This window comes from Acidicapsa acidisoli, from assembly GCF_025685625.1.
GTDB classification, from domain to species: Bacteria; Acidobacteriota; Terriglobia; order Terriglobales; family Acidobacteriaceae; genus Acidicapsa; species Acidicapsa acidisoli.
In genome coordinates this window covers 472,124-493,728 of sequence record NZ_JAGSYI010000001.1, presented here as the reverse complement: position 1 = coordinate 493,728, position 21,605 = coordinate 472,124, and the positions used below count along the sequence as shown (strand labels likewise).

General features: G+C 58.7%; 19 protein-coding genes. 13 read left to right on the top strand and 6 right to left on the bottom strand.

The features are described 5' to 3' along the window. Positions 1–61 precede the first annotated feature (61 nt). From OHL23_RS01955 to OHL23_RS01945, 3 genes are all read right to left on the bottom strand, one after another. A complete protein-coding gene (locus tag OHL23_RS01955) occupies positions 62–2,197 on the bottom strand; it encodes a CocE/NonD family hydrolase (protein ID WP_263350089.1) in 2,136 nt (711 codons plus the stop codon). Between the two features lie 69 nt (positions 2,198–2,266). Beyond that, entirely contained in the window at positions 2,267–3,250 is a 984-nt protein-coding gene (locus OHL23_RS01950; RefSeq protein ID WP_263350088.1) for a cation diffusion facilitator family transporter, read from the bottom strand. 56 nt (positions 3,251–3,306) lie between these two features. Then, a complete protein-coding gene (locus OHL23_RS01945) occupies positions 3,307–3,822 on the bottom strand; it encodes a hypothetical protein (RefSeq protein ID WP_263350087.1) in 516 nt (171 codons plus the stop codon). On the opposite strand from OHL23_RS01945, the gene OHL23_RS01940 reads away from it, so the two are divergent. From OHL23_RS01940 to OHL23_RS01890, 11 genes are all read left to right on the top strand, one after another. Then, positions 3,821–4,030, top strand: a complete 210-nt coding sequence (locus tag OHL23_RS01940) for a hypothetical protein (protein WP_263350086.1) — start codon at positions 3,821–3,823, stop codon at positions 4,028–4,030. The genes OHL23_RS01945 and OHL23_RS01940 overlap by 2 nt on opposite strands. 61 nt (positions 4,031–4,091) lie before the next feature. Beyond that, complete coding sequence (locus OHL23_RS01935; RefSeq protein WP_263350085.1) at positions 4,092–4,736, top strand: OmpH family outer membrane protein; 645 nt, start codon at positions 4,092–4,094, stop codon at positions 4,734–4,736. Between the two features lie 130 nt (positions 4,737–4,866). After that, the gene (locus OHL23_RS01930) at positions 4,867–5,655 is read left to right on the top strand and encodes a glutaminyl-peptide cyclotransferase (RefSeq protein ID WP_263350084.1); all 789 of its coding nucleotides are present in this window, start codon (positions 4,867–4,869) and stop codon (positions 5,653–5,655) included. 118 nt (positions 5,656–5,773) lie between these two features. Continuing rightward, entirely contained in the window at positions 5,774–8,014 is a 2,241-nt protein-coding gene (locus OHL23_RS01925) for a prolyl oligopeptidase family serine peptidase (protein ID WP_263350083.1), read from the top strand. Positions 8,015–8,122: 108 nt separating this feature from the next. Then, positions 8,123–9,019: a hypothetical protein gene (locus OHL23_RS01920; protein WP_263350082.1), complete on the top strand. Its 897-nt coding sequence runs from the start codon at positions 8,123–8,125 to the stop codon at positions 9,017–9,019. Between the two features lie 112 nt (positions 9,020–9,131). Beyond that, entirely contained in the window at positions 9,132–9,827 is a 696-nt protein-coding gene (gene hslV, locus OHL23_RS01915; protein WP_449701807.1) for an ATP-dependent protease subunit HslV, read from the top strand. A 33-nt stretch (positions 9,828–9,860) separates the two neighbouring features. After that, entirely contained in the window at positions 9,861–11,366 is a 1,506-nt protein-coding gene (gene hslU, locus OHL23_RS01910) for an ATP-dependent protease ATPase subunit HslU (RefSeq protein WP_263351697.1), read from the top strand. Positions 11,367–11,516: 150 nt separating this feature from the next. Next, a complete protein-coding gene (locus tag OHL23_RS01905) occupies positions 11,517–11,867 on the top strand; it encodes a PadR family transcriptional regulator (protein ID WP_263350081.1) in 351 nt (116 codons plus the stop codon). Between the two features lie 22 nt (positions 11,868–11,889). Then, complete coding sequence (locus OHL23_RS01900; RefSeq protein WP_263350080.1) at positions 11,890–14,571, top strand: ABC transporter permease; 2,682 nt, start codon at positions 11,890–11,892, stop codon at positions 14,569–14,571. 61 nt (positions 14,572–14,632) lie between these two features. Then, entirely contained in the window at positions 14,633–16,468 is a 1,836-nt protein-coding gene (locus OHL23_RS01895) for a TonB-dependent receptor plug domain-containing protein (protein WP_263350079.1), read from the top strand. Positions 16,469–16,714: 246 nt separating this feature from the next. Further along, complete coding sequence (locus OHL23_RS01890) at positions 16,715–17,074, top strand: VOC family protein (protein ID WP_263350078.1); 360 nt, start codon at positions 16,715–16,717, stop codon at positions 17,072–17,074. A 14-nt stretch (positions 17,075–17,088) separates the two neighbouring features. On the opposite strand, the gene OHL23_RS01885 is transcribed toward OHL23_RS01890, so the two are convergent. Then, positions 17,089–17,625: a hypothetical protein gene (locus tag OHL23_RS01885; protein WP_263350077.1), complete on the bottom strand. Its 537-nt coding sequence runs from the start codon at positions 17,623–17,625 to the stop codon at positions 17,089–17,091. 477 nt (positions 17,626–18,102) lie between these two features. Here OHL23_RS01885 and OHL23_RS01880 point away from each other — a divergent pair, with 477 nt between their 5' ends. Then, positions 18,103–18,873, top strand: a complete 771-nt coding sequence (locus OHL23_RS01880) for a hypothetical protein (protein ID WP_263350076.1) — start codon at positions 18,103–18,105, stop codon at positions 18,871–18,873. A gap of 109 nt (positions 18,874–18,982) precedes the next feature. Beyond that, on the top strand, positions 18,983–19,498 hold the full coding sequence (locus OHL23_RS01875) for a hypothetical protein (protein ID WP_263350075.1): 516 nt from the start codon (positions 18,983–18,985) through the stop codon (positions 19,496–19,498). A gap of 123 nt (positions 19,499–19,621) precedes the next feature. On the opposite strand, the gene OHL23_RS01870 is transcribed toward OHL23_RS01875, so the two are convergent. Both OHL23_RS01870 and OHL23_RS01865 read right to left on the bottom strand, forming a co-directional pair. Next, on the bottom strand, positions 19,622–20,614 hold the full coding sequence (locus OHL23_RS01870; RefSeq protein WP_263350074.1) for a transaldolase: 993 nt from the start codon (positions 20,612–20,614) through the stop codon (positions 19,622–19,624). Positions 20,615–20,798: 184 nt separating this feature from the next. Beyond that, a complete protein-coding gene (locus tag OHL23_RS01865) occupies positions 20,799–21,602 on the bottom strand; it encodes a fumarylacetoacetate hydrolase family protein (protein WP_263350073.1) in 804 nt (267 codons plus the stop codon). Positions 21,603–21,605: the final 3 nt, after the last annotated feature.

Genomic DNA, 21,605 nt, shown 5'->3' with positions numbered 1-21,605 from the left:
GCGGATCCGCCCCCTTTTGAGAAGCAGATCCTTCGCTGTGCTCAGGATGACAACTGCTTCGTTAATGAACGACGGGCAGAATCAACTTCGAGTCGTGCTTTTCGTCGGTGAAGATCGTGATTGTGGCGGGTTTGTAGTCTTCTGGTTTGGCTAGCATGATGTTGGGGACGAAGGTTTGCGGGTTGCGGTCGTAGAGTGGGAACCACGTGCTCTGAATCTCGACCAACACGGTATGGCCTTTCCTGAAGACGTGGTCTACGTCGTGCAGGCTCCACTTGAATTCGTTGACCTCGCCGGGTTTGAGGGCTTCTGGTTTTTCGAAGCTCTTGCCGTAGCGGCCGCGGAAGATCTCCATGTTGGTCATGAGCTGGAAGCCGCGCATTGCCGGGTCGGGATCGTCGTTCGGGTACTGGTCGATGAGCTTGGCGACGAAGTCTCCGTCGCTGCCGGTGGTGGAAGCGAAGATATCGGCGATGACTTCGCCGGTGATGGTCAGGTCGTGGTCAAGAACCGGCAGCTTCCAGACGGCGACGTCCTTGCGGTCTGTTGCGAGGCGCTGGTCTTCGACCATCCACGTGCCCCATTTCGAGCCTTCGCTGTAGGTGGGCTGGATGGGGCGATGGCGATAGGGAACCGGGTTTGCCGGGTCGGAAACGTAGCTCATCTTTCCGGGAGCGCAGGTTGATCCGGCGGCGATTTCGCCCGTTCCGCAGAGCGAAAATGCGGTGCTTTTCGCTTCGGCGGGAGGGAAGTGGGCATAGCGCTTCCAGGTGTTTGAGCCGGTCTGAAAGCTGGCTGTGTCTTCGATGTCAAATCCCGGCTCGTCTTTCAGGTACTTTGCAAAGAACTTCGCCTCGATCTGCGCGCGGTATTCGTTGCCGATGGACTCGCCGTATTGCAGTGCGCCGAGGTGTCGCGAAGAGGACGACCAGGAGCCGTGCCGCCAAGGGCCGAGGACGAGGAAGTTTTGGTGGTCTGTGTCGTGCGGTTCGAGGCTGGCGTATTCCTTCTGCGGCCCCCACATATCTTCCTGGTCGTAGTATCCGCCAACGGTCAGCGTGGGCACGGCGACTTTGTCCATGTGGTATTCCACGGCGCGGGAGCGCCAGAAGCTGTCATACGTGGGATGCTTCTCGAAGGCTTGCCAGGTTGGCAGATCCTTCTTTACACCGGATTGCTTTACATCCGCCGCAAACGAGCCCCGTTCGAGGAAAAAGTCATAGCCGTCGCGGGGTTTGCCGTCAGCGTCCTTGCCGTAGTCAACCTCGGTCAATTCCTTGCTGGATTCGAGGCCGACTGCGTAGTCGTAGCCGTATGTCTGACGGAATGCTCCGTTGTGGAAGAAGTCGTCGCCCATCCATGTGTCGATCATCGGCGCCTGCGGCGAGATCGCCTTGATCGCAGGATTCGGATCGATCCCCGCCATCATGGCCAGAAATCCCGGGTAGCTTGTGCCGATAACTCCGACGCGACCGTTGTTGTTGGGCAGGTTCTTGAGCAGCCAGCCGACTGTGTCATACGCGTCCGTGCTTTCGTCGACGGCTTTGCGGTTCTTGTGATCGGCGAGCGGCCGCATCATTACGAATTCGCCTTCGGATTTGAAGCGGCCGCGAATGTCTTCGGCGACGAGAATATATCCGGCGCGGGCGAGATTAGGCCGTCCCTCAAAAAAGCTTCGCTCCGAGAGCTCATCGACGCCGTACGGAGTGCGCTCCATCAGAATCGGCAAAGGGCCGGAGATATCCGTCGGAGTCAGAATCACCGCGTGGAGCTTAACGCCGTCGCGCATGGGAATCATCTCTTCCCGCCGCTCGTAGGAGTGAAACACATGATGGACAGCCTCGCCGGTGCGGCGCAGGACCGTGTCGGTGTTGATTGCAACTTCCTTTTCCGACGGATTGAAGCGGTAGCTGACGTGAGACCGGGGCAGGCTGAACTCCGTTGGCGAACGCGCCAAGAGCGCCGTTGGCACGAGCCGTTCGCTCTCGATATAGAGCTTGCCGTCTTTCGCATAGAAGCTCAACGGGGTATCCGGATCGGGGGTGTAAGTATATTCGCCCGAAACCTGTTCAAGCTGATCGGCGGTCAGCGTGAGGGATGTCTGCGTTGAGGAATTCTGGGCTGCGCCCGAGAAGCAAAAGGTCAGAGATGCAGTGAAAGACGACAAAAGCAGGGAAAGAAAGAACTTCCTTGGCAAGACATCAACCTCCAGATCTGGAGGTCAGAGTAGCATGCCGCCCGGCGTGATTCGTTTCTACGCAGGAGTTTAGTGCGAATGGCCTGCGTGACTGTGCGAATGGCCATGATGGTCATGGCCGCTCGCGGCCGCCATCTCGCTGATCGGCACCACGCAACCGTCGACGACTTCGCAGTTGGCGTGTTCAAACTGGACGGTCGTGTGGTGAATATGGAATTTCTCTTTTGCCAAGGCATTGATTTTGAGCAGGATGCAGTTGCTCTCCGACGGCGGAATATCGTCGATGGTGACGTGGCAGGCCAGTGCATGGCTCTGCGAACCGAGGCTCCAGACATGAAGATCGTGGACGTTGAGGACGCCCTCGACCGCTTCCATTCCGGCGCGAATCTGGCTGAGTGAGAGGCCGCGTGGAGTGCCTTCGAGCAGAATATTCAGCGTTTCCCGGACGATGTCGATCGAACTCCAGAGGATCAGCGCGGCGATGACGATGGACAGTACGGGGTCGATCCAGTTCTGGCCGGTGAGCAGGATGCCCGCGCCTCCGGCAATAACAGCGGCGGTCGAGAGCGTGTCTCCGGCCATGTGAATGAAGGCGCTGCGCATGTTTACATCGCGCGCCACGCCCCAAAGGAGGCAGGCGATGACGCCGTTCATCAGCACGCCCGCCGCGGCTACCCACATCATCAGGCGCGGCTGGACAACGACAGGAGCGCTCAGCCGATGGACGGCTTCGACGCCGATCCACAGCGAAATGAGAAGGAGCGTCGCGGCATTCAGAAAAGCCGCCAGGACGCCAGCCCGCTGGTAGCCGAAGGTCTTGCGCTGCGTCGGCGGCCGCGTCTGGAAGTATACGGCGACAAAGGAAAGCGCCAGCGCCAGAAAGTCCGACATGTTGTGCCCGGCTTCGGACAACAGCGCCAGCGAATGAGCGCGGAGACCCGCCGCGAGCGTTAACGCCACGTAGACGAGGGTCGCCAGCATGGAAATCCACAGAACCCGGCTTGTCCGCTTTTCGCCCGGGCCCTGGCCTGCGGGTGCGGCGTGAACATGCATGTTTCAAGTCTATTCGCGTTCGCGGGCAAACGCCAAAGTCGGGATCACGCCTATTTTCACTGGCTGGAAGCAATACGCTTGGCTTGCCCCGACTGAGTTGGCCACTCTTTTGGGGATTTCGCAATCCACATCACCGGAACTCCCTCGCGCAGTCCGCACCACCGCTCGGCCACCAAGATGCTGTTCTCCGGACTGCCGGGCTGATAGCGAATCGAACACGGCATTCCGATTTTCACCTTGGCAGGGTCCACAATCGTGGCGAGCGCCGTAATGTCCTGCGAGCATTCATAGACCACACCGGAGATTTCGTACTGATAAAGCAGCATCTCGCGCATGGCGCCGACGCCTTGCTCGTCCTGAGCTGGTATGTCCTGGGCCGGTATCTGGAATGCGTCGAGCAGCATTCCGTCGACAATGCGGCCGTAATTCACCAGCATGTGGCGCCGTTCCAGTTCCAGTTCGTCGGCTGTGGGGCGCTTCCGGGTGACGACCCAAAGACCAACTCCCGCGGCGGCGATCACTCCTGCCGCCACGGAAACAATCTGCCATTCGCGAAGGGAGATCTGGATCATGATCACGACTCGGATGCGCGTGGAAATGGATGCAGCTACTATCGCCGCTGTCCCCCCGGACACCATCCTCCCCGAGGATACCGCAGCCGGAGGGCGCTGGGCAGTCCCCAGAAGGATGCAGGCTGTGTACCGCCAATGCCTCCTCATGATGGCGGGTGATGGAATAAACCTTGGCTTCTTTATCTGTACGGTTGGCGAAATGCAGTGATTTGCGTCGAAGAATGGAGAAAATCTATACGCCCAATACGGAATCAGGAGCTGAAACGAAGATGATTCGGCCAATCTTGCGTGCGGTTTCGCTGGCAATTTTGTTGACCGCCTTTTCGGGAGGTCTGCAAGCGCAGGCTCCCTCGCCTTCACCGGCGCAGGGCGTGGTGACCGTTACCTTCAACGCAGCCGTGCTTCAGACCGCTGAAGCCCAGCGGGCGCTTGGGGCGCTGCAAACGAAGTATGCTCCACGGCAGGCGCAGCTCAAGGCGCTAAGCGATGAGATTGCGGAACAGCAGAAGCAGTTGGAGGCGACCGGCGACAAGCTGAGCGATGCCGAACGAGCCAGCCGCGAGCAGTCGCTCAACGCGAAAGAGAAGCAGTTTCAGCGCCAATCCGAGGATTACAAAGCCGATTCGCAAACAGATTCTCAGCAGGTCTTCGAGACTGTTGCGCAAAAGGTCTATGCATTCCTGCAGGCATACTCCCGGCAACACGGCTACTCGGTCGTCGTTGAACGGGGTACCGACGCGGCTCCGGTGGTCTGGTATGTTGCAGGTGGCCTGGACATCACGGAGGATCTGATCAAGGCCTACAACGCCCAATCCGGCACGGCAGCGCCGGCGTCCGGAAATACGCCCGCTGCGCCAAGACCTAATCCGGCGAATTCGACGAAGCCACAATCATCTTCTACGCCTCCAAAGTAGTGTGTGGGGTTCTACGGTTGTGTGGGCCGGATAACAGAGTCCTGGGCATCGACCTTGTAGGCTGATCTCAATTATGTTTTTCTCTGACTCGAAATACTCTGCCTGTTCTGTTTTTCGTTTTGCGCCTGTCGTGCGCGTCCTCGTATCTTTGGCCCTGTTGGCTCAGGCCCTCTCCGCCTGGGCGGCCGCGCCGGTCTTTGGCTACAAGGTTGTGGCGAAATTCCCTCATTCGACAGAGAGTTACACGGAGGGGTTCTTCTATCTCAACGGCTTGTTTTACGAGGGGACGGGACTTGACGGACACTCGGCCGTGCTGGTGACCCAGCCAGAAACCGGCAAAGTGTTGCAAAGGCTTGATCTGGCGCCGCAATACTTTGGCGAGGGCATCGTCGATTGGGGGCCGAACCTCTACGAGTGGACGTGGCAGTCGCATATCGGATTCGTCTACGACCGCTTCAGCATGCGCAAGATCCGGCAGTTCGCCTACGACGGCGAGGGCTGGGGCATGACGCGGACGGCGAAGGAGATCATCACCAGCGATGGCACGTCGACGCTGCGCTTCCGCGATCCGGCGACATTCAAGGAGGTCCGGCACATTGTGGTGAAGGATGGAAATCAGCCAGTCGAGCAGCTCAACGAGCTTGAATATATCAAGGGTGAGATCTACGCGAATGTGTGGCATTCGGACCGGATTGCGCGGATTTCGCCGCAGGATGGGCATGTGATTGCCTGGATCAACATGGCGGGGCTGCTGCCGGACGATCAAAAGATCAATGCGGAATCGGTGCTGAATGGGATCGCATACGACGCGCAACATGACCGGCTGTTTGTTACCGGGAAGCAGTGGCCGACGGTCTTTGAGATCAAGATTGAGAGTAAGGGCGTCGAGCAGGCTCGCGGAAAGCCGCAGGCTCATTAGAACTGTCGAGGAAGGGTTACCAATGAGTTCGCCACGGATCTCCAGATTTGTGGTGGAATTGCGCGAGCGTGGAGTAGACTCCTCCAAATTGGAATTCTTCCCGACGGGGGTACCACTCATGCGTACCGCACAGCGCGCCATGCTTCTCTGCCTCGGCGCAGCTAGCCTGTTCTCCTCCTCAGCAACGTGGGCGCAACTGCCGAAGCCGCCGGTTGCTCCCGTGAAGACAGTGGTGGACACGTACTTCGACCAGAAAATCGAAGACCCTTACCGGTACATGGAAGATCAGAAAGACCCTGCCGTGGTGGGGTGGATGAAGGCTCAGGCCGACTACACACGGTCGGTGCTGGATAGTATCCCCGGCCGCAAGGAATTTGCCGCCAAGATGCAGACTTATATGAATGCGGCCGAATATACCGTTTCCGATGTGCAGGTGGCCGGCAATTACACCTTTTATCGCAAGCGGAAGCAAGGACAGAACATCGCCGCCTTGTATGTGCGCGAGGGCAAGAGCAAAGAGGAACGGGTGCTCTTCGATCCCAACAAATTCGACGGTGGCGGCCATCATCTGTCGCTTGATCAGTATTCCCCTTCATGGGACGGGAAGTATGTGGCTGTAGGCGCGTCGCCGGGCGGGTCAGAGGAGCAGACGGCGCATGTGTACGAGACTTCAACCGGACGGGAATTGCCGGAGAGCTTCGAGCGCTTCGAGGGAGGCATATTTTCGGTTGACGGAAAAGAGTTTTACTACATGCAACGGAATAAGCTTGCCGCCGGAGCGCCGCCGACAGACAAATACAAAAAGCTGCGTTTCTATGCCCACAGGCTAGGCACCGACACCAGCTCCGATAAGGCCGTCTTCGGTTTCGGAGTTGTACCCGAAGTAAGGGTCGAGGAGGATGAGGTTGCCTCCGCGTCGCCATCGCCGGTTTCTTCGTATTTGCTCGGGACCGTCGGCAAATTTGTGGCTCCGGAACAAGAAGTGTATATCGCTTCGGCGGGCGCGTTTGAGAGCAAGACGGGATGGAAGAAAGTAGCCAGCTACTCCGACAAGATTACGGATATGGCCCTGGTGGGCGATAGCCTTTACCTGGTCACACTCAAAGACGCTCCCAACGGAAAGATTCTGCGGCTCAACGCAGCCGACCCGGATCTCTCCAAAGCCGAGGTGGTGCTGCCCGGCAGCAATGCAGTGCTCACAGGTAGCTATGTTGGAACCAATGTGTTGCGGCCTGCCAAAGACGCGCTCTACATCCAGCAGGCCGAAGCCGGCATCGGGCAGGCTCTGCGACTTCGCTATGAGCCCGGCGCTAAACCGGAGCGGATTCAACTGCCCTTTGACGGCAGTGTGGATTCTGTCACCACCGATCCGGCCCAATCGGGAGCATTACTCGACGCCACTTCCTGGACAGCTCCGGGAGATTACTATCGCTACGATCCGGGCGAGGGTGGGGTGAGCTCGACGATAGTCGCGACCGGCCTGGAACCGGCAAATGCGATCGATCCCACGGATTTTGTCTCTGAGGAGCGGAAAGCTCCGGCTCCGGATGGAACGCTGATTCCGCTGTCGATCATTTACAAGAAGGGAATCAAGCTCGACGGCAATAATCCTACCGCCCTGATCGGGTATGGATCGTACGGGGATGTTTGGAAACCGGGTTTTTCCCGTCGCTACTCCGAATGGATTGAGCGCGGCGGAGTTTTGGCTGTGGCGCATGTGCGTGGAGGTGGCGAGTACGGCGAAGCATGGCGCCTGGCCGGTCAGAAGCTGAATAAGCACAACACCTGGGGCGATTTCATCGCCTGCGCGCAGTTTCTCATCGACCAGAAATATACCTCCACGCCCAAGCTCGGTATCTGGAGCCAGAGCGCGGGCGGCATCCTGATCGGCAGGGCGGTCACCGAGCGCCCCGATCTTTTTGCAGCCGCGGTAGATGGCGTACCGTGCTCAGATATGTTGCGCGAGGAGACCGGCGCTAACGGGCCGCCGAATGTTCCCGAATACGGGACCGTCAAGACCAGGGAGGGCTTTGAGGGACTGCTTGCCATGAGTGCTTACGCGCATGTGAAGGCAGGCACAAAGTATCCGGCCATCCTGGTGACGGCGGGGGCAAACGATCCACGGGTCGATCCGTGGGAAGGAGCCAAGATGGCCGCCCGGCTGGAGGCCGCGAATACCGGCGACAAGCCCATTCTGCTGCGCGTGAACTATGACGCCGGTCACGGCATTACGGACACCATTTCGCAGCAGGTCTCTGACTGGACGGATATCTTCACTTTCTTTCTCTGGAATTTTGGGGATAAAGATTTTCAACCCGCGGCGTTGAGTTCACAAAGCTCGGTTGCGGCAGTGAAATAACTGCCTAGAGATGGTGCGGTCGGATGCTGAAGGGAAGGCGCGGCCTTTTCCAGATAGGCGGCTTGCTAACATCTGCCCCCGCTCGACTCAAAGTTGCATCCTAATGAAATGAGCCAATTTTCCACCTGCATAGTGTCCGCTTCGCTGGCTTTTGCGGTGACGATTTCCGCTCAGGCGCCTGCGCCGGAAGTGGCGCAGCAGTCAACGACGCAGCGCACCGCGCAATTAATTGGTGCTCTTGCGGACGTGCGCAAACTGGAAGCAATGTCTGCCAGTACCACTCTGCAGGACCGCTGGCAAATTCTTTGGATGCATCAATGTATCTACGAAAAGATCATGATGGCCTCATTGCAGGTAGACGCGACGATTGCGCAGATTGATAACGAAATATCCCGCGCCAATGAGTTGCGCGGATACCTGTCCGATCGTCGCGACAGGCTTGTCAGCAGAGCTAACCTGTTTAGCTCGATTGTGGGAGGCGCGGTGGGAGCGACCAGCTCGGGACTGCAGGCCTCGTCGACGCTCAACAGAACTGGTGCCTTCATCGGCATCGGAGCAGGTTCTTTCTCTGCTGGACTAGCGCTGGTTGGAATTCGGGCTCAGCCGGGGAAGAGCAGTGCCTTTGATTTCCCATCCAACATGCTGGCTCCACTTTTCGATCGTCCTGCGTTGCAGAATAGCCAGTACCAGGAGACGATTTGGACCTTTCTGAATGAAGCACCTCCAAAGAGCATCACTGGTCTTACTCGCCGCGAGGAGTTATTGCGGTCGTGGGTTCAGGTAAGGCGGATCGACTCCCTGTCGAGCACGGACAAGATCGATCACGTCACGAGTCAGCCCTCCGAAGGACTAAAGCTGTCCATCGATGATCTGGAAGATCGTGCCGCCATGTTACAGGACGTGCGGGCTCGAGTCTCTTATCTCAAGCGAGATCTCGGCGAGCTCATGGCCTCGTTGCCGAAGGTCGCGGACGCTATCCGGACGAGTGATAGCTCGAACGATTGAGTGGGTGGTTTTCAAGAGAATGCCACCAATCCCTGCGGTATACTAAAGGTTGCGTGTCTTTGACCCCGGCTACTCCGGACTGGTAGTCATAACTCGCAAGAAGGATTGTTTCTTGGCTGCAAAAATCATATCTTCTGACGCTCTGCGCACGACCATCCCCCAGGTTCCTGCTGAATCCAGCCCGAATTCGACCGCGACGGAAAATCCGGCGGCTTCCCGCGCTGGCCGCATCCGCTCTACTACGGTGATCTGTGTGCGCCGAAATGGCAGCGTGGTGATGGCTGCGGATGGCCAGGTGACGCTTGGCGATCACGTGCTCAAGCACTCCGCGAAGAAGATTCGCCGGCTCTACCAGGATCGGATTCTTGCTGGGTTTGCGGGTTCGACCGCCGATGCTTTTGCGCTCTTCAAGCGATTCGAGGCCAAACTGGAGCAGTTCAGCGGCAATCTGAATCGCGCAGCCGTGGAGCTGGCGACGGACTGGCGCACAGACAAGATGCTGCGCAATCTCGAAGCGCTGCTGGTGGTGGCCGACGCCGGGCAGACACTGCTCATTTCGGGCTCCGGCGACGTGATCGATCCAGATGAGGCGATTGCCGCCATCGGCTCCGGCGGAAGCTATGCGACGGCTGCGGCGCGTGCGTTACTGGAGAACACCAGCCTCAGCGCCCGTGAAGTTGCTGTGAAATCCATGAAGATTGCCGGCGAAATATGCATCTATACCAATGACCGGGTTACTGTTGAAGAGCTGTTTGCGGAACCGAAGCCGCAATCCGAGACCGATTTATCAAAGGAGCTGCAGGCCTGAGGCTTTTTGAGCCGCTTGACCGATTCATTCCATATGGCCATTTACCTCCCAGGAACTGCCGAAGACCAGGATGTCGATCTCGACGAACTGACCCCGCGTGAGATTGTCGCGGAGTTGGATAAGCACGTCGTAGGGCAGCGTGCCGCCAAACGCGCCGTAGCGATTGCCCTGCGCAACCGCACCCGCCGCCAGAAGCTGCCGCCCGATCTCGCCGACGACATCATGCCCAAGAACATCATCATGATTGGGCCCACCGGCGTGGGCAAGACCGAGATCGCCCGCCGCCTGGCCAAACTGACCGATTCGCCGTTCTTGAAAGTCGAGGCCTCAAAGTTCACCGAGGTCGGCTATGTGGGCCGCGATGTTGAATCGATGATCCGCGACCTGGTCGAGATCGCCATCGACATGGTGCGCGAAGAGCGCCTGGAAGAGGTCGAAGATAAAGCCGAAATGAACGCCGAGGAGCGGCTGCTTGATCTGCTGCTGCCTCCGCCGCCCGAGGCGCATCAGCCCGCGCAGGAAGGGCAGCTCACCCTCCCCGGCACGGAGAGTTACACGCGCACGCGTGAAAAACTGCGTCAGCAGTTCCGCGAAGGCAAGCTCGACGACCGGACAGTGGAATTGGACGTGCGCGAGCGCAGTTCGCCGCAACTGGGCATCATCTCGAGCCAGAACATTGAAGACATGGACATGAGCCTCAAGGATCTTTTGCCCAACATCTTTGGCGGCTCGCAGAAGAAGCGCAAGATGAAGGTTAATGAGGCCTTCGAATACCTCGTTTCCGAAGAAGAAAGCCGCCTGATCGACATGGACCAGGTCACGCGAGCGGCGGTCGAACGCGTGGAAACCAGCGGCATTATCTTCCTCGACGAGATCGATAAGATCGCCGGGCGTGAAGGCGGCCACGGACCGGATGTTTCGCGCGAAGGCGTCCAGCGCGATATTCTGCCGATCGTCGAAGGCACCACAGTCAACACGCGCTACGGCATGGTGCGGACGGATTTTATCCTCTTCATCGCCGCCGGAGCCTTCCATGTCTCGAAGCCTTCGGACCTGATTCCCGAGCTGCAGGGCCGTTTCCCCATTCGCGTGGAACTGCAGTCGCTCACGGTCGACGACTTCCTGCGCATTCTCACAGAGCCCAAGGCTTCGCTCACCAAGCAATGTACGGCGCTGCTGGAGACAGAGGGCGTCCGTCTGGAATTCACGCCGGAGTCGCTGCGGGAGATGGCCGCGTTCGCCTTCCGTGTCAACGAGACCACGGAGAACATCGGAGCTCGCCGGCTGCACACCATCATGGAGCGGGTTCTGGAAGAAATCAGCTTCCTCGCGCCCGATCTGGCACGTGTGGCCAAGGATACCGACCACGCGGAGGCGATTGCCAAAGCGATCAAGGACGAGTCCACGACGCCGTTGCCGTATCTTGAGCGCGAGACGCAATCCGGCCCTGAGAAGGTCTTTCTCATCACGCCGGAGTACGTGAAACACATGGTCGCCAGCATCGTGAAGGACCAGGACCTGAGCCGCTATATCTTGTAGTCTGCTGATCGAAAGCGAACCGATGCGAAGCCCCTGCGCCGTAAGTGCAGGGGCTTTTCCGCGTTTGAAGCTTCAAGACAAGCCGGAATCCTGAGCCGCTCGGCGATTTGGGTTGACATCCGACCCGAGGGGCGCGCATACTCCTGTCGTATGCCGACCCAAAAAGACGAAAACGAACGAATCGCGCTGCTGCAGGGCACGCTCGACCTGCTCATTTTGAAAACGCTGCTCTTCGGAGCCTGCCATGGGCAGGGGATTGCCCGGGCGATTCAGCGCCAGTCCGAGGAGGCTTTTTTCGTGGATCACGGCTCGCTCTATCTGGCGTTGCAGCGCCTGGAAGAGAGCGGCCTGATCTCTGCCGAATGGGGCGTCTCGGAAAACAACCGCAAGGCCCGGTTCTACACGCTGACGACAAAGGGCCGCGCGCAACTGGTAGCGAAAACCGACCAGTGGAAGCGCCTGACGCGGGCGATGGGACTGATTCTGGATCCGCAGGAATAACGCGCGGAGCGAGGAGGCTAAAATGTTCAGGCGAAAACGGCGAACAACCGAAGATTTTGCGGAAGAGATTCGTGCTCACCTGGCTCTCGAAGCGGAGGAGTTGCAGCGTGAGGGCAAGCCGCGCCAGGAGGCGGAAAGAGTGGCGCGGGCCACCTTCGGCAACTCCACGCTGGCGCAGGAGCGTTTCCGTCTGAGGCATCGTGCGGTGTGGCTGGAGAATCTGCTTCAAGACGTGCGCTACGGCGTGCGCATGATGGCGCGCAACCGGAGCTTTACCGCAGTCGCGATCCTGACTCTGGCCATCGGCATCGGTGTTTGCACTACGGCGTTTTCGTGGATCGACGCGGTGCTCTTGCAGCCGCTGAGCGGAGTAGCGGAGCCCAACCGGCTGGTTACGCTGGAGACGGTCACTCCTGGCGGCGAGTGGGTGCCGAACTCCTACCCCGATTTCATGGATTTTCGCGATCACCTGAAGCTCTTCGACGGCATTGCCGTCACGCGGCCTGTGGCCTTTAGCGTGGGCAAAGAAGACCATGCGGAGCGTGTCTGGGGCGAGCTTGTCTCGGGAAACTTCTTCGCCGTGCTGGGCGTGAAGCCGGAGCTTGGCCGCGTCTTTCTTCCTGCTGAGTATGGCGACAAGCCGGGCGCGTTTCCGCTGGCGGTCGTCAGCGATCGATACTGGCGTTCGCATCTGGGCGCAGATCCCGGCGTGGTGGGCAGGACCATTCGCATTAATCAGCATGAGCTGACCGTCATCGGCGTCGTGCCGCCCAATTTTCACGGATCGATTCCGGTGACTGCCTTCGATCTGTGGGTGCCGTACATGCAGCAGCCCATCTTGAATGGCGTGCAGCAATGGATGCTGCGTGATCGGCACAATCGCAACATGCTGGGCATTGCAAGGCTCAAGCCGGGCGTAACGCTGGAACAGGCCAATGCGGAACTGGATACGCTGGCCCGGCGTATGGCCGTTGCGAACGCCGATGTAAGCGCGGATATGACCGCAACGCTGCTGCCGCTGTGGAAGTCGCCGCATGGGCCGCAGGGCCTTCTGGTCGGGCCGTTGCGCATCCTCATGGGTGTCTGCCTGCTGGTGCTGCTGATCGTTTGCGCAAATGTCGCCAATCTGCTGCTGGCGCGGGCCACGGTGCGTGAAAAGGAGTTCAGCACGCGGCTGGCGCTGGGCGCGGGGCGCACGCGGCTGATTCGGCAACTGCTCACCGAATCGCTGTTGCTGGCCCTGGCTGGCGCGATTCTGGGCGTAGCAGCAATGCCCTGGATGAGCCGTTCGCTCGAACTATTGATGCCGCCCGGCGAGCTGTCTCTCGTCCTGTTCCTGAACACGCGGCTCAATCTGCATGTGCTCATCTTCACCGTCGGTCTGTGCCTGCTGGCTGCGCTGGTTGCCGGAATCGTGCCCGCGGTGCAGGTGAGCCGCATGGATCTTACTGCGCGCCTCAACGACGGAGGCCGCAGCGGCGCAGCGGGACGCAGCCGGCATCGCCTGCGATCCGCGCTCGTGGCGAGCGAGGTGGCCCTCGCGCTGGTTGCTCTTGTCGGCGCGGGCTTGTTTGCGGAGGGATTCCGCGAGACGCTGCGCATGGACCCTGGCTTCGACCCGAACCATGTGCTGCTCAGCCAGTTTTATCTCAATACCGGCGGTTATACGCTGCAGCAGCGCAAGGAGTTCTGCCGCCGTTTGGCCGAGCGCATGGAGGCCGTGCCGAGCGTGACGAGCGTGGCTTATTCGGATGGCGTTCCGCTTGGCTTTGAGCCGAGCTGGTGGGAAGAGCTTCGCATCGATGGCTATGCGCCCGGGCTAAATGAGAACATGAATATCTTCCGCAATGTTGTGTCTCCCGGTTATCTCGACCTGATGCATGTTCCCCTCGTGGAGGGGCGCAATTTCACGGATGCCGACACGGAAGCCACGCAGCCCGTGATGATCGTCAATGAATCCTTTGTGCGCCGTTTCTACGCAGGGCGGAACCCAATCGGCGGCCGAATTCACGGATGGGGCTCGTGGTTCCGTGTTGTTGGCGTGGCGAAAGACAGCAAGTACCACTACCTCGGTGAGTCTCCTGTGCCGTATTTCTACGTGGATTTCCGCCAGCTCTATCGCGAAGACGAGTCGCTTGCCTTCTATGTGCGCACCAAGAGAGATCCCGACGCGATTCTGCCGCTACTGCGCGCCAATGTGCGGGCAATCGACCCCAATGTGAATGTCTTCGACGCTGTGCCACTGAAGGAGTTTATCGGGGCATCGCTCTATCCGCAGAAGGTCGCCGCCAGCCTGATGACGGTTCTCGGTACAGTAGCTGTTGTGCTTGCCGCAATCGGGCTCTACGGTGTCATGGCCTATTCCGTAGCCCAGCGCACACAGGAGATTGGCGTGCGTATGGCGTTGGGAGCGAAGCCGGGACAAGTGCTGCGAATGGTGGTGCGGCAGGGGCTGGTGCTTACCGTCGTGGGCCTCGCAGCGGGAGTGCTGCTGGCGCTGGGACTGGCCCGCAGCGTCTCTGCTGTCTCCTTCACCAATTCAGGGATGGGGGCGAGCGCGAAGTTGCTTGGTTCGAGCGCGAGTGAACCCTGGATCTACCTCGGAGCTGCGGCGTTCCTGTGCCTGGTTGCTGTGCTGGCGGCTTATCTACCAGCAAGGCGAGCGGCCGCGACCAATCCCATGCAGGCGTTGCGGATGGAATAGAGACGCCGAAAAGTACTTAAGCTGGCGTCTTCCGTTTTGAGGCTCCGGTAAGATTGAGGAAATGTGCTTCAAAACGCTGGTTTTGTTGGCTGGAATATCTTCCTCTCTCATTCTTTCCGCGCAGACCAATTCCACTTGTTCCGTCGACTTACCGCAGGGGAAGTCTGAAACTGTGGTGGTGCTCGGTTCGGCGACACCGGTGCCGCTGGCCGAGTCACCCAGCGCGGTGCTGATTCTGCCGCTTCGCGAAAATGCGCTTACGCTCGCTACGCCGCTCGATCCGCTGCGTAGCGACGCCTCGATCTTCCTCGAACAGCGCGGCTCCGGCGGTGCGCAGACTGATCTGACTCTGCGCGGCGGCAGCTTTGAGCAGACGCTCGTTTTGTTGAATGGCTTTCGTATCAACGACAGCCAGGCTTCGCACCATAACCTCGACCTGCCGGTACCGCTCGAAGCCATGGACTCGATTCAGGTCTTGCACGGCGCGGGATCGACGCTGCACGGAGTCGATGCCTTGAGTGGCGCGGTCGATTTTCTGACCGCGGCCCCGCACGCAGACCTGCTGCAACTCAACGCAGGCGTTGGGAGCTTCGGAGCCAACGAACAGTCCTTGCTCGCCGAGCTTTCGCACCGCAACTGGAGCAGCCGGCTTACCGGCAGCCACAACCTTTCGACTGGATTTGCGACGGACCGCGATTACCGCAATCAGACCGCATCGAATGAAGACTGGATCGGCTCGCGGCTGGGACTCACCGATCTGCTCTTCGCTGCGAGCGACCGGTCGTTTGGAGCCAATCAGTTTTATGGAGACTACCCCTCGTGGGAGCGCACAAAGGGCTGGTTTGCTGGGATACGGCAGGAGTTTGGAGCGCAGACCCAGGCTGTATTCGCTTATCGGCGGCACACAGATGAATATGTGCTAGTGCGCGACGATCCGACGCTCTACGAAAACAATCACATCGACGGCTCCTGGCAGGCTTCGCTGCGCCACACGATGCCGGTTGCGTCTTCCTCTGTGGTGCTGATGGGCATCGAGGCTGATGGTGACAGCATTGACAGCAACAACCTTGGGCAACATGCGCGCAATCGCGCTGCTGGCTATCTTGACCTGGACCTGCGGCGAGCCAAAGCGCGTTGGGGCTTGTCGGCAGGCGTGCGGGAAGAGGGATTTTCCGGAGGCTTGCAGACCGCTTTTGCGCCTCACCTGGCGGGCAGTTATCGACTTAAGAATTCGATCAAGGTGCGGGCCAGTGGTGGTTATGGATTTCGCATTCCAACTTATACGGACTTGTATTACTCCGACCCGACGACGATCGGTAATCCTAACCTCAAGCCGGAATCTGCATGGAGTGGAGACGGTGGCATGGATTGGAATCCGGGCGCGCGGCTGGCTATCTCAGCTACAGGGTTTTACTCGCGGCAACATGATGCAATTGACTACGTACGCGCCTCGTCGACGGCACCTTGGCAGGCTGTCAATCTCAGCGGACTGCACTTTTCCGGTGTGGAGTCATCGGTGACCTGGCTTGCAACAAAGACGCAGACGATCCGAATCGCGTGGACCAGCCTTTTCGGCGCGCAGAGCGCATTGCATGGCCTGCAATCGGAGTATGTCTTTAACTATCCCGTGGAAAATGCGCATGTCGAATGGGACGCCGCGCTTGGCCATCAGATTTCTTTGCGCAACACGGTCCAGGTGGCGCAGCGTTATCAGCAGACAGCCTATCCAGTGTGGGATATGGCGCTGACGCATGATTCGGGTTACAGAAAATGGGCCAGAATTCGCCCCTATCTGCGTCTGGCCAACCTGAGCAACACCGGTTATCAGGAGATTCAGGGCGTCGCGATGCCGGGCCGCTCGATCACTGGTGGCGTTTCGATCCGGATGGGTGAGTAGTTTCTGCGGATGCGGAGTTTTCAAGCTGAGAATCTTCTGCTAACGTAGTTTCGTACCTCGCGAGTCCGCGCCGTGCAGTCAATCAGCGGGCTCTACCTGCACTCTCCTGCTTCTGAGGGAATGCGGATGGAGGCGTTTCGGAAGCACCCTGGGAAGGGTGCGCCTGCGACGCTCCATCGTCAGCCGAGGGCCCCGCAGCCGCTTTTCCCTTACTTCCACGCAGAACACGCCAAGGAGAGAGCATCCATGTCTGTGACCAATTCCGTGAACAATCGCAAGATCAACTATGTCGAGTTTGTTTCCTCAGATATCGAGCGAAGCAAGCAGTTTTATGCAACCGTTTTTGGCTGGAGCTTTGAGGACTGGGGGCCGGATTACATCAGCTTCAGTGCCTCCGGTTCGGGCATTGATTGCGGCTTTCGCAAAGGCGATGCGCAGACCGGCACGCCGCTCGTGGTGATCTATGCAACGGACCTTGCGGTCACGGAGCAAGCCATTGTTGCCGCAGGCGGAAGCATCACGGTGCCCACCTTTGAATTTCCGGGCGGCCGTCGTTTTCACTTCAACGATGGCGCAGGCAACGATCTTGCTGTCTGGTCGGAATAACGGCCAGACGGTTCTTAGTTCACGCGCGAGGGCAGAAATCCTGGCTTGCTGTTTGCCAGATCTTCCCGCACCAGCCGCAGACCGTAGATGCAGCGATCGAACCAGCCAGCGAGGCGCCGGAACATCGGGGCCTCGTCGGCATACTCTTCAAGGTCAAACTGGCTGACGATGTAGTAGCTCTCTTTGCCAACCTTTACCAGTTCCTCGAAGCTCTGCTGGCCATGCCGCCTTCGATAAGGGTCCATCGACTCCGGGTACATACCGGAGACGAAAAGCGCATAGTCGCCGATGTGCTTGCGCACTGCGCGTTCCGCATCAAACGAGGCCGCAGTGCCATGGATCGGATCGGCCGCTTGCACCATCTCCTCCAGCGCGTGAATGGGACGGCCCCCTTCGTCGCGTATGTAGAGCTTGTCTGCCTCGCTGAATTCGCAGAGAATGTGCGCCACGTATTCGGTAATAGCTGTGTCGTGGATGCCCAGCTTGCCGGCGTAATTGTTACGCACCATCTGCTGGAAGAAGGATTCGAGCGGATGAGTCTCAGCTTGCATATTTGCCTCCAGTAATACCTCCCCTGAAATCTTGGATGCAGGGAGGCATTGTCCCGTAATCGCTCTGTTGCGAATATCGTGACCAACTGTCGCGTCGCGTTTCAAGTTCGGAACCGGAAACCCGCCGCAGCTCATTTACCTTGTATTGACACAGAGATTATCGGAAATACTCGCAACTGCAATAACACTCACGTGTGATTTTTTGGCAGTTGGAAGTCCGGAGTGTCACACACGTCAACGCACTCGGCAAAAAACGCAGCGATGAAGCTGCGTCTGGCAGGCATATAATTTCGGCAGGCGCGATCGCAGCAAAGCGGATTGCACCGGAAAGAGAGCCGGGTGCAAACTTTCCGCGAAACCCGTGCCCGTACCGGGGGCCGCTTCAGTCCTCTCAGAGAGTTCCCGGAGAGATTTTTTGTCATCGCGTCCTGTCTAATGTTCATGGTGACTTTTTCCTTCGCAAGACCGGCTAGAGGATTGTCCCAGGCTGAAGCGGCGCAATCGAGCGAGTTCGCCGCGCCTTCGGCTGGCCAAGTCGATCAAGTCGATTCGGTGGGTAAAGAGGGTGCAATCAGTGCACCATCTCTCGGAGAAAGCACAGGGAACCGAAGCGGCCAGCCCAGACCGCGTCGCAAGCTGATCGTGATCGGCTTCCTTGGCGGCAAGGTCCGCGCAGGCAACCTCGTTCATCGCGAAGCCCAGTTAATCAAGACGCTGCAGCTTGGCTATCCTCTTGCCATCCGCGCGGAGATCTTTGCGAACAGCGATGGAAACGCGGCTCTTCGGGCCATTCTTGAGTTTTTGGATGAGGATGGGGACGGAAGGCTTAGCGACGAGGAGAAGAAGTCCGCGCGAATCGTCCTCTTCGGACATAGTTGGGGGGCCTCGCAGGCTATCACGCTCGCCAAGCGGCTCAACAAGCTTCAGATTCCGGTGCTGCTGACAATTCAGGTTGACAGCGTGCGGAAGCTGCGTCAGAACGATGGAGATATTCCGCCAAATGTGCTGGAGGCGGTGAATTTCTATCAGTCCGAGGGCCTGCTGCGTGGGCGCAAACTGATAGTCGCGAGAGACCCGTCAAAGACGAAGATCCTGGGCAATCACGAGTCAAGCTATCGCCACAACCCAGTCTCCTGCGCGGGGTTTCCGTGGTATGCGCGAACTTTCATGAGGCAGCATATTCAGATCGAAAATGACCCAGCGGTATGGAGCGAGATCGAAGAACTGATACTTTTCAGAGCCCGCTAACGTCATCCGGGTGCGCTTCTGGAACTGTAGCCTTCTTGCCCAGACCCAATCGGCAAGCCTCTTCGATAGAATTGCGTCGCTGGAAGATCCCCACAATCAGGAGTTGAGTATGGCGTTTTTATATCGCCGCGGGCCGCAGGATTTCTTTCAAATTGGTCCCGTCAATGAAATCCGCGAAACACAGTACGGGAATGCGCAGGGCGCTCACATTTACTACCCCGGAGTCAGTACCTGCACGACCATCACACTCTTGCTGACGGACGGCACAGCCCTTGGGATGCACCTGACCAAGCTCGATTTGGCGACTGATGTCGACGCGATCGTGACCCAGGTCAATGCCGTGCGCGGCGGAACAGCCGTCAGCTCGATGTATGCTGTCGGTGTGCTCCGATGCCGGGATGCGGATGGATGGATGGGCGTTGCGCGATATCGATGGCCCGTGCAACTCTCGACCTTTAATACGGCATTCGGCCGCGCCGGTGGAGATATTGTGCAGGGCTTTATTCAGAAAGAGGGAAGCGGGGCCAATGACTATCGAGTGCTCGTGGGCGGAGGCGGTGTCTCCTGGTACGCTCGGCCGCAGGGCACGCATACCTGGAATACTCTGGATCTCGAAACGCTTTAGAGGCTTGTTTTCGTTGGGTCGAATCTCCGCATTTCACAGGAACAAGACAACAGGCAGTCCGGTTTCGGACTGCCCGTTGCGACATGGTGCGGAGAAACAGTGTTGGTATGCCTGTTCGCGAACTTACTGTGCCGATACCGGCTCCAGCTCAGTGATCCGCTTAGCGAGCAGCGCCTCCAGCTTTTCGAGGGCGGCTGAGAAGCCTTCGATGCCTTCCTTGAGCTTGTCGGTGGCCATGCGGTCGGCTGCATGCATCTTTACGAAGGTTGCGTGATCGATGGTGATCTTCTCGATGTCCAGCTTCTTCGCGGCTTCCGGGTCAAGCTTACGCGGCAGATCGCCTTCGGTCGCGGCCAGTTCGCCCAGCAGATGTGGAGAGATGGTGAGCAGATCCGAACCGGCCAACTCTGTGATCTCGCCGATATTACGGAAGCTTGCGCCCATGACCACTGTCTTGTAGCCGAACTTCTTGAAGTAGTTGAAGATCGTCGTCACGGACTGCACGCCCGGATCGTCCGCGCCGTGGAAGTCTTTGCCTGTGTCCTTCTTGTACCAGTCCAGAATGCGCCCGACAAAGGGCGAGATCAGCGTTACGCCTGCTTCGGCGCAGGCGATGGCCTGGTGCAGTCCGAAGAGCAGCGTCAGGTTGCAGTGAATGCCTTCCTTCTCCAGTACCTCGGCGGCACGGATGCCCTCCCAGGTGGAAGCGATCTTCACCAGGATGCGATTGCGGCCAATACCTGCCGCGTCGTATTCCGCGATGATCTCGCGCGCCTGGGCGATGGTGGCTTCCGTGTTGTACGAGAGGCGCGCATCGACTTCAGTCGAGACGCGACCGGGCACGATGTCGAGAATCTTCTTGCCGAATGCGATCGCGAGCCGTTTGAAAGCCAGGTTGGCAACGGCTTTTTCGTCTGCTTTATCGCCCAGTTCCTTGAGCGCATCCAGCAGAACGCCGTCGACGATGGGCTGATATTGCGGCATCTGAGCCGCGGCGGTGATCAGCGAGGGGTTAGTGGTTGCATCCTGAGGGCGAAACTGCTCCATCGCCTCCATATCGCCCGTGTCGGCCACGACGACGGTCATTTTACGCAGTTGTTCCAATAAATTCGACACAAGATCCTCCAGGGGATGGAATTTTCTCAGCCAGCAACTTGAACGAGGCGAAAACACCTCGAACTTCCAGTCTACGCCTCAAAGTGTACCGCCGTTTGGATGCGCCAGCTTGTGTCTAGGGGGCACTTCTTTGAGCTGCTCTTCAATTTTCATTCAATCTTCCGGCTGTTACCGGGTGTCTGTTTCAATCCTCGTCCGGTTGCACAGGGTTCGAGAGCTTGCCCAGACCCGGAATGCTCACTTCGACTACATCGCCGTCCGCCAATGGGCCGACTCCTGCTGGAGTACCGGTCAGAAGCAAATCCCCGGGTTCGAGCGTAATCGCCGCAGTGATGTATTCGAGCAATTCTGGCAGTGGGAAGATGAAATCCAGCGTCGAGCCATGCTGACGCACGTCGCCATTCACGCGGGTTTCAATGGTGAGGCCAGCGGCCAAATCCAGCTCAGTCTCGACGAAAGGGCCAACCGGGCAAAATGTGTCGAAGCCCTTCGCCCGCGTCCACTGCCCGTCTTTCTTCTGGAGATCGCGCGCGGTCACGTCGTTGGCCAGCGTATAACCGTGGATATATGGCCGAAGATCCTCGTCGCGGCGCAGCTTTCGCGCCTTCTTGCCGATGACGACCGCCAGCTCGCCCTCAAAATCAACACGAGCCGAGGCCTTTGGTTTCCGGATGATGCCGCCTGACGCCAGCAATGACGAAGGCGGCTTGAAGAACAGGAGCGGTTCGGCAGGAACCTCGTTGCCTAACTCCTTCGCGTGGTCGCGGTAGTTGCGGCCAACGCAGATGATTTTGGAGGGCGCAACGGGCGCGAGCAGTTGGAGTTCGCTAAGCCTGCGAGGACTGATTTCGCACACTGCTCGACTATCTGGCAGCCACGGTGAGGGGATCGACCTGGTGACCCAGAGATCTCCATCGCGCTCCTCAATTTGCCCGAAAACTGGTTCGTTCTCTGGGCCGTTCTCCGACTTGAAGCGGCAATACTTCATTCA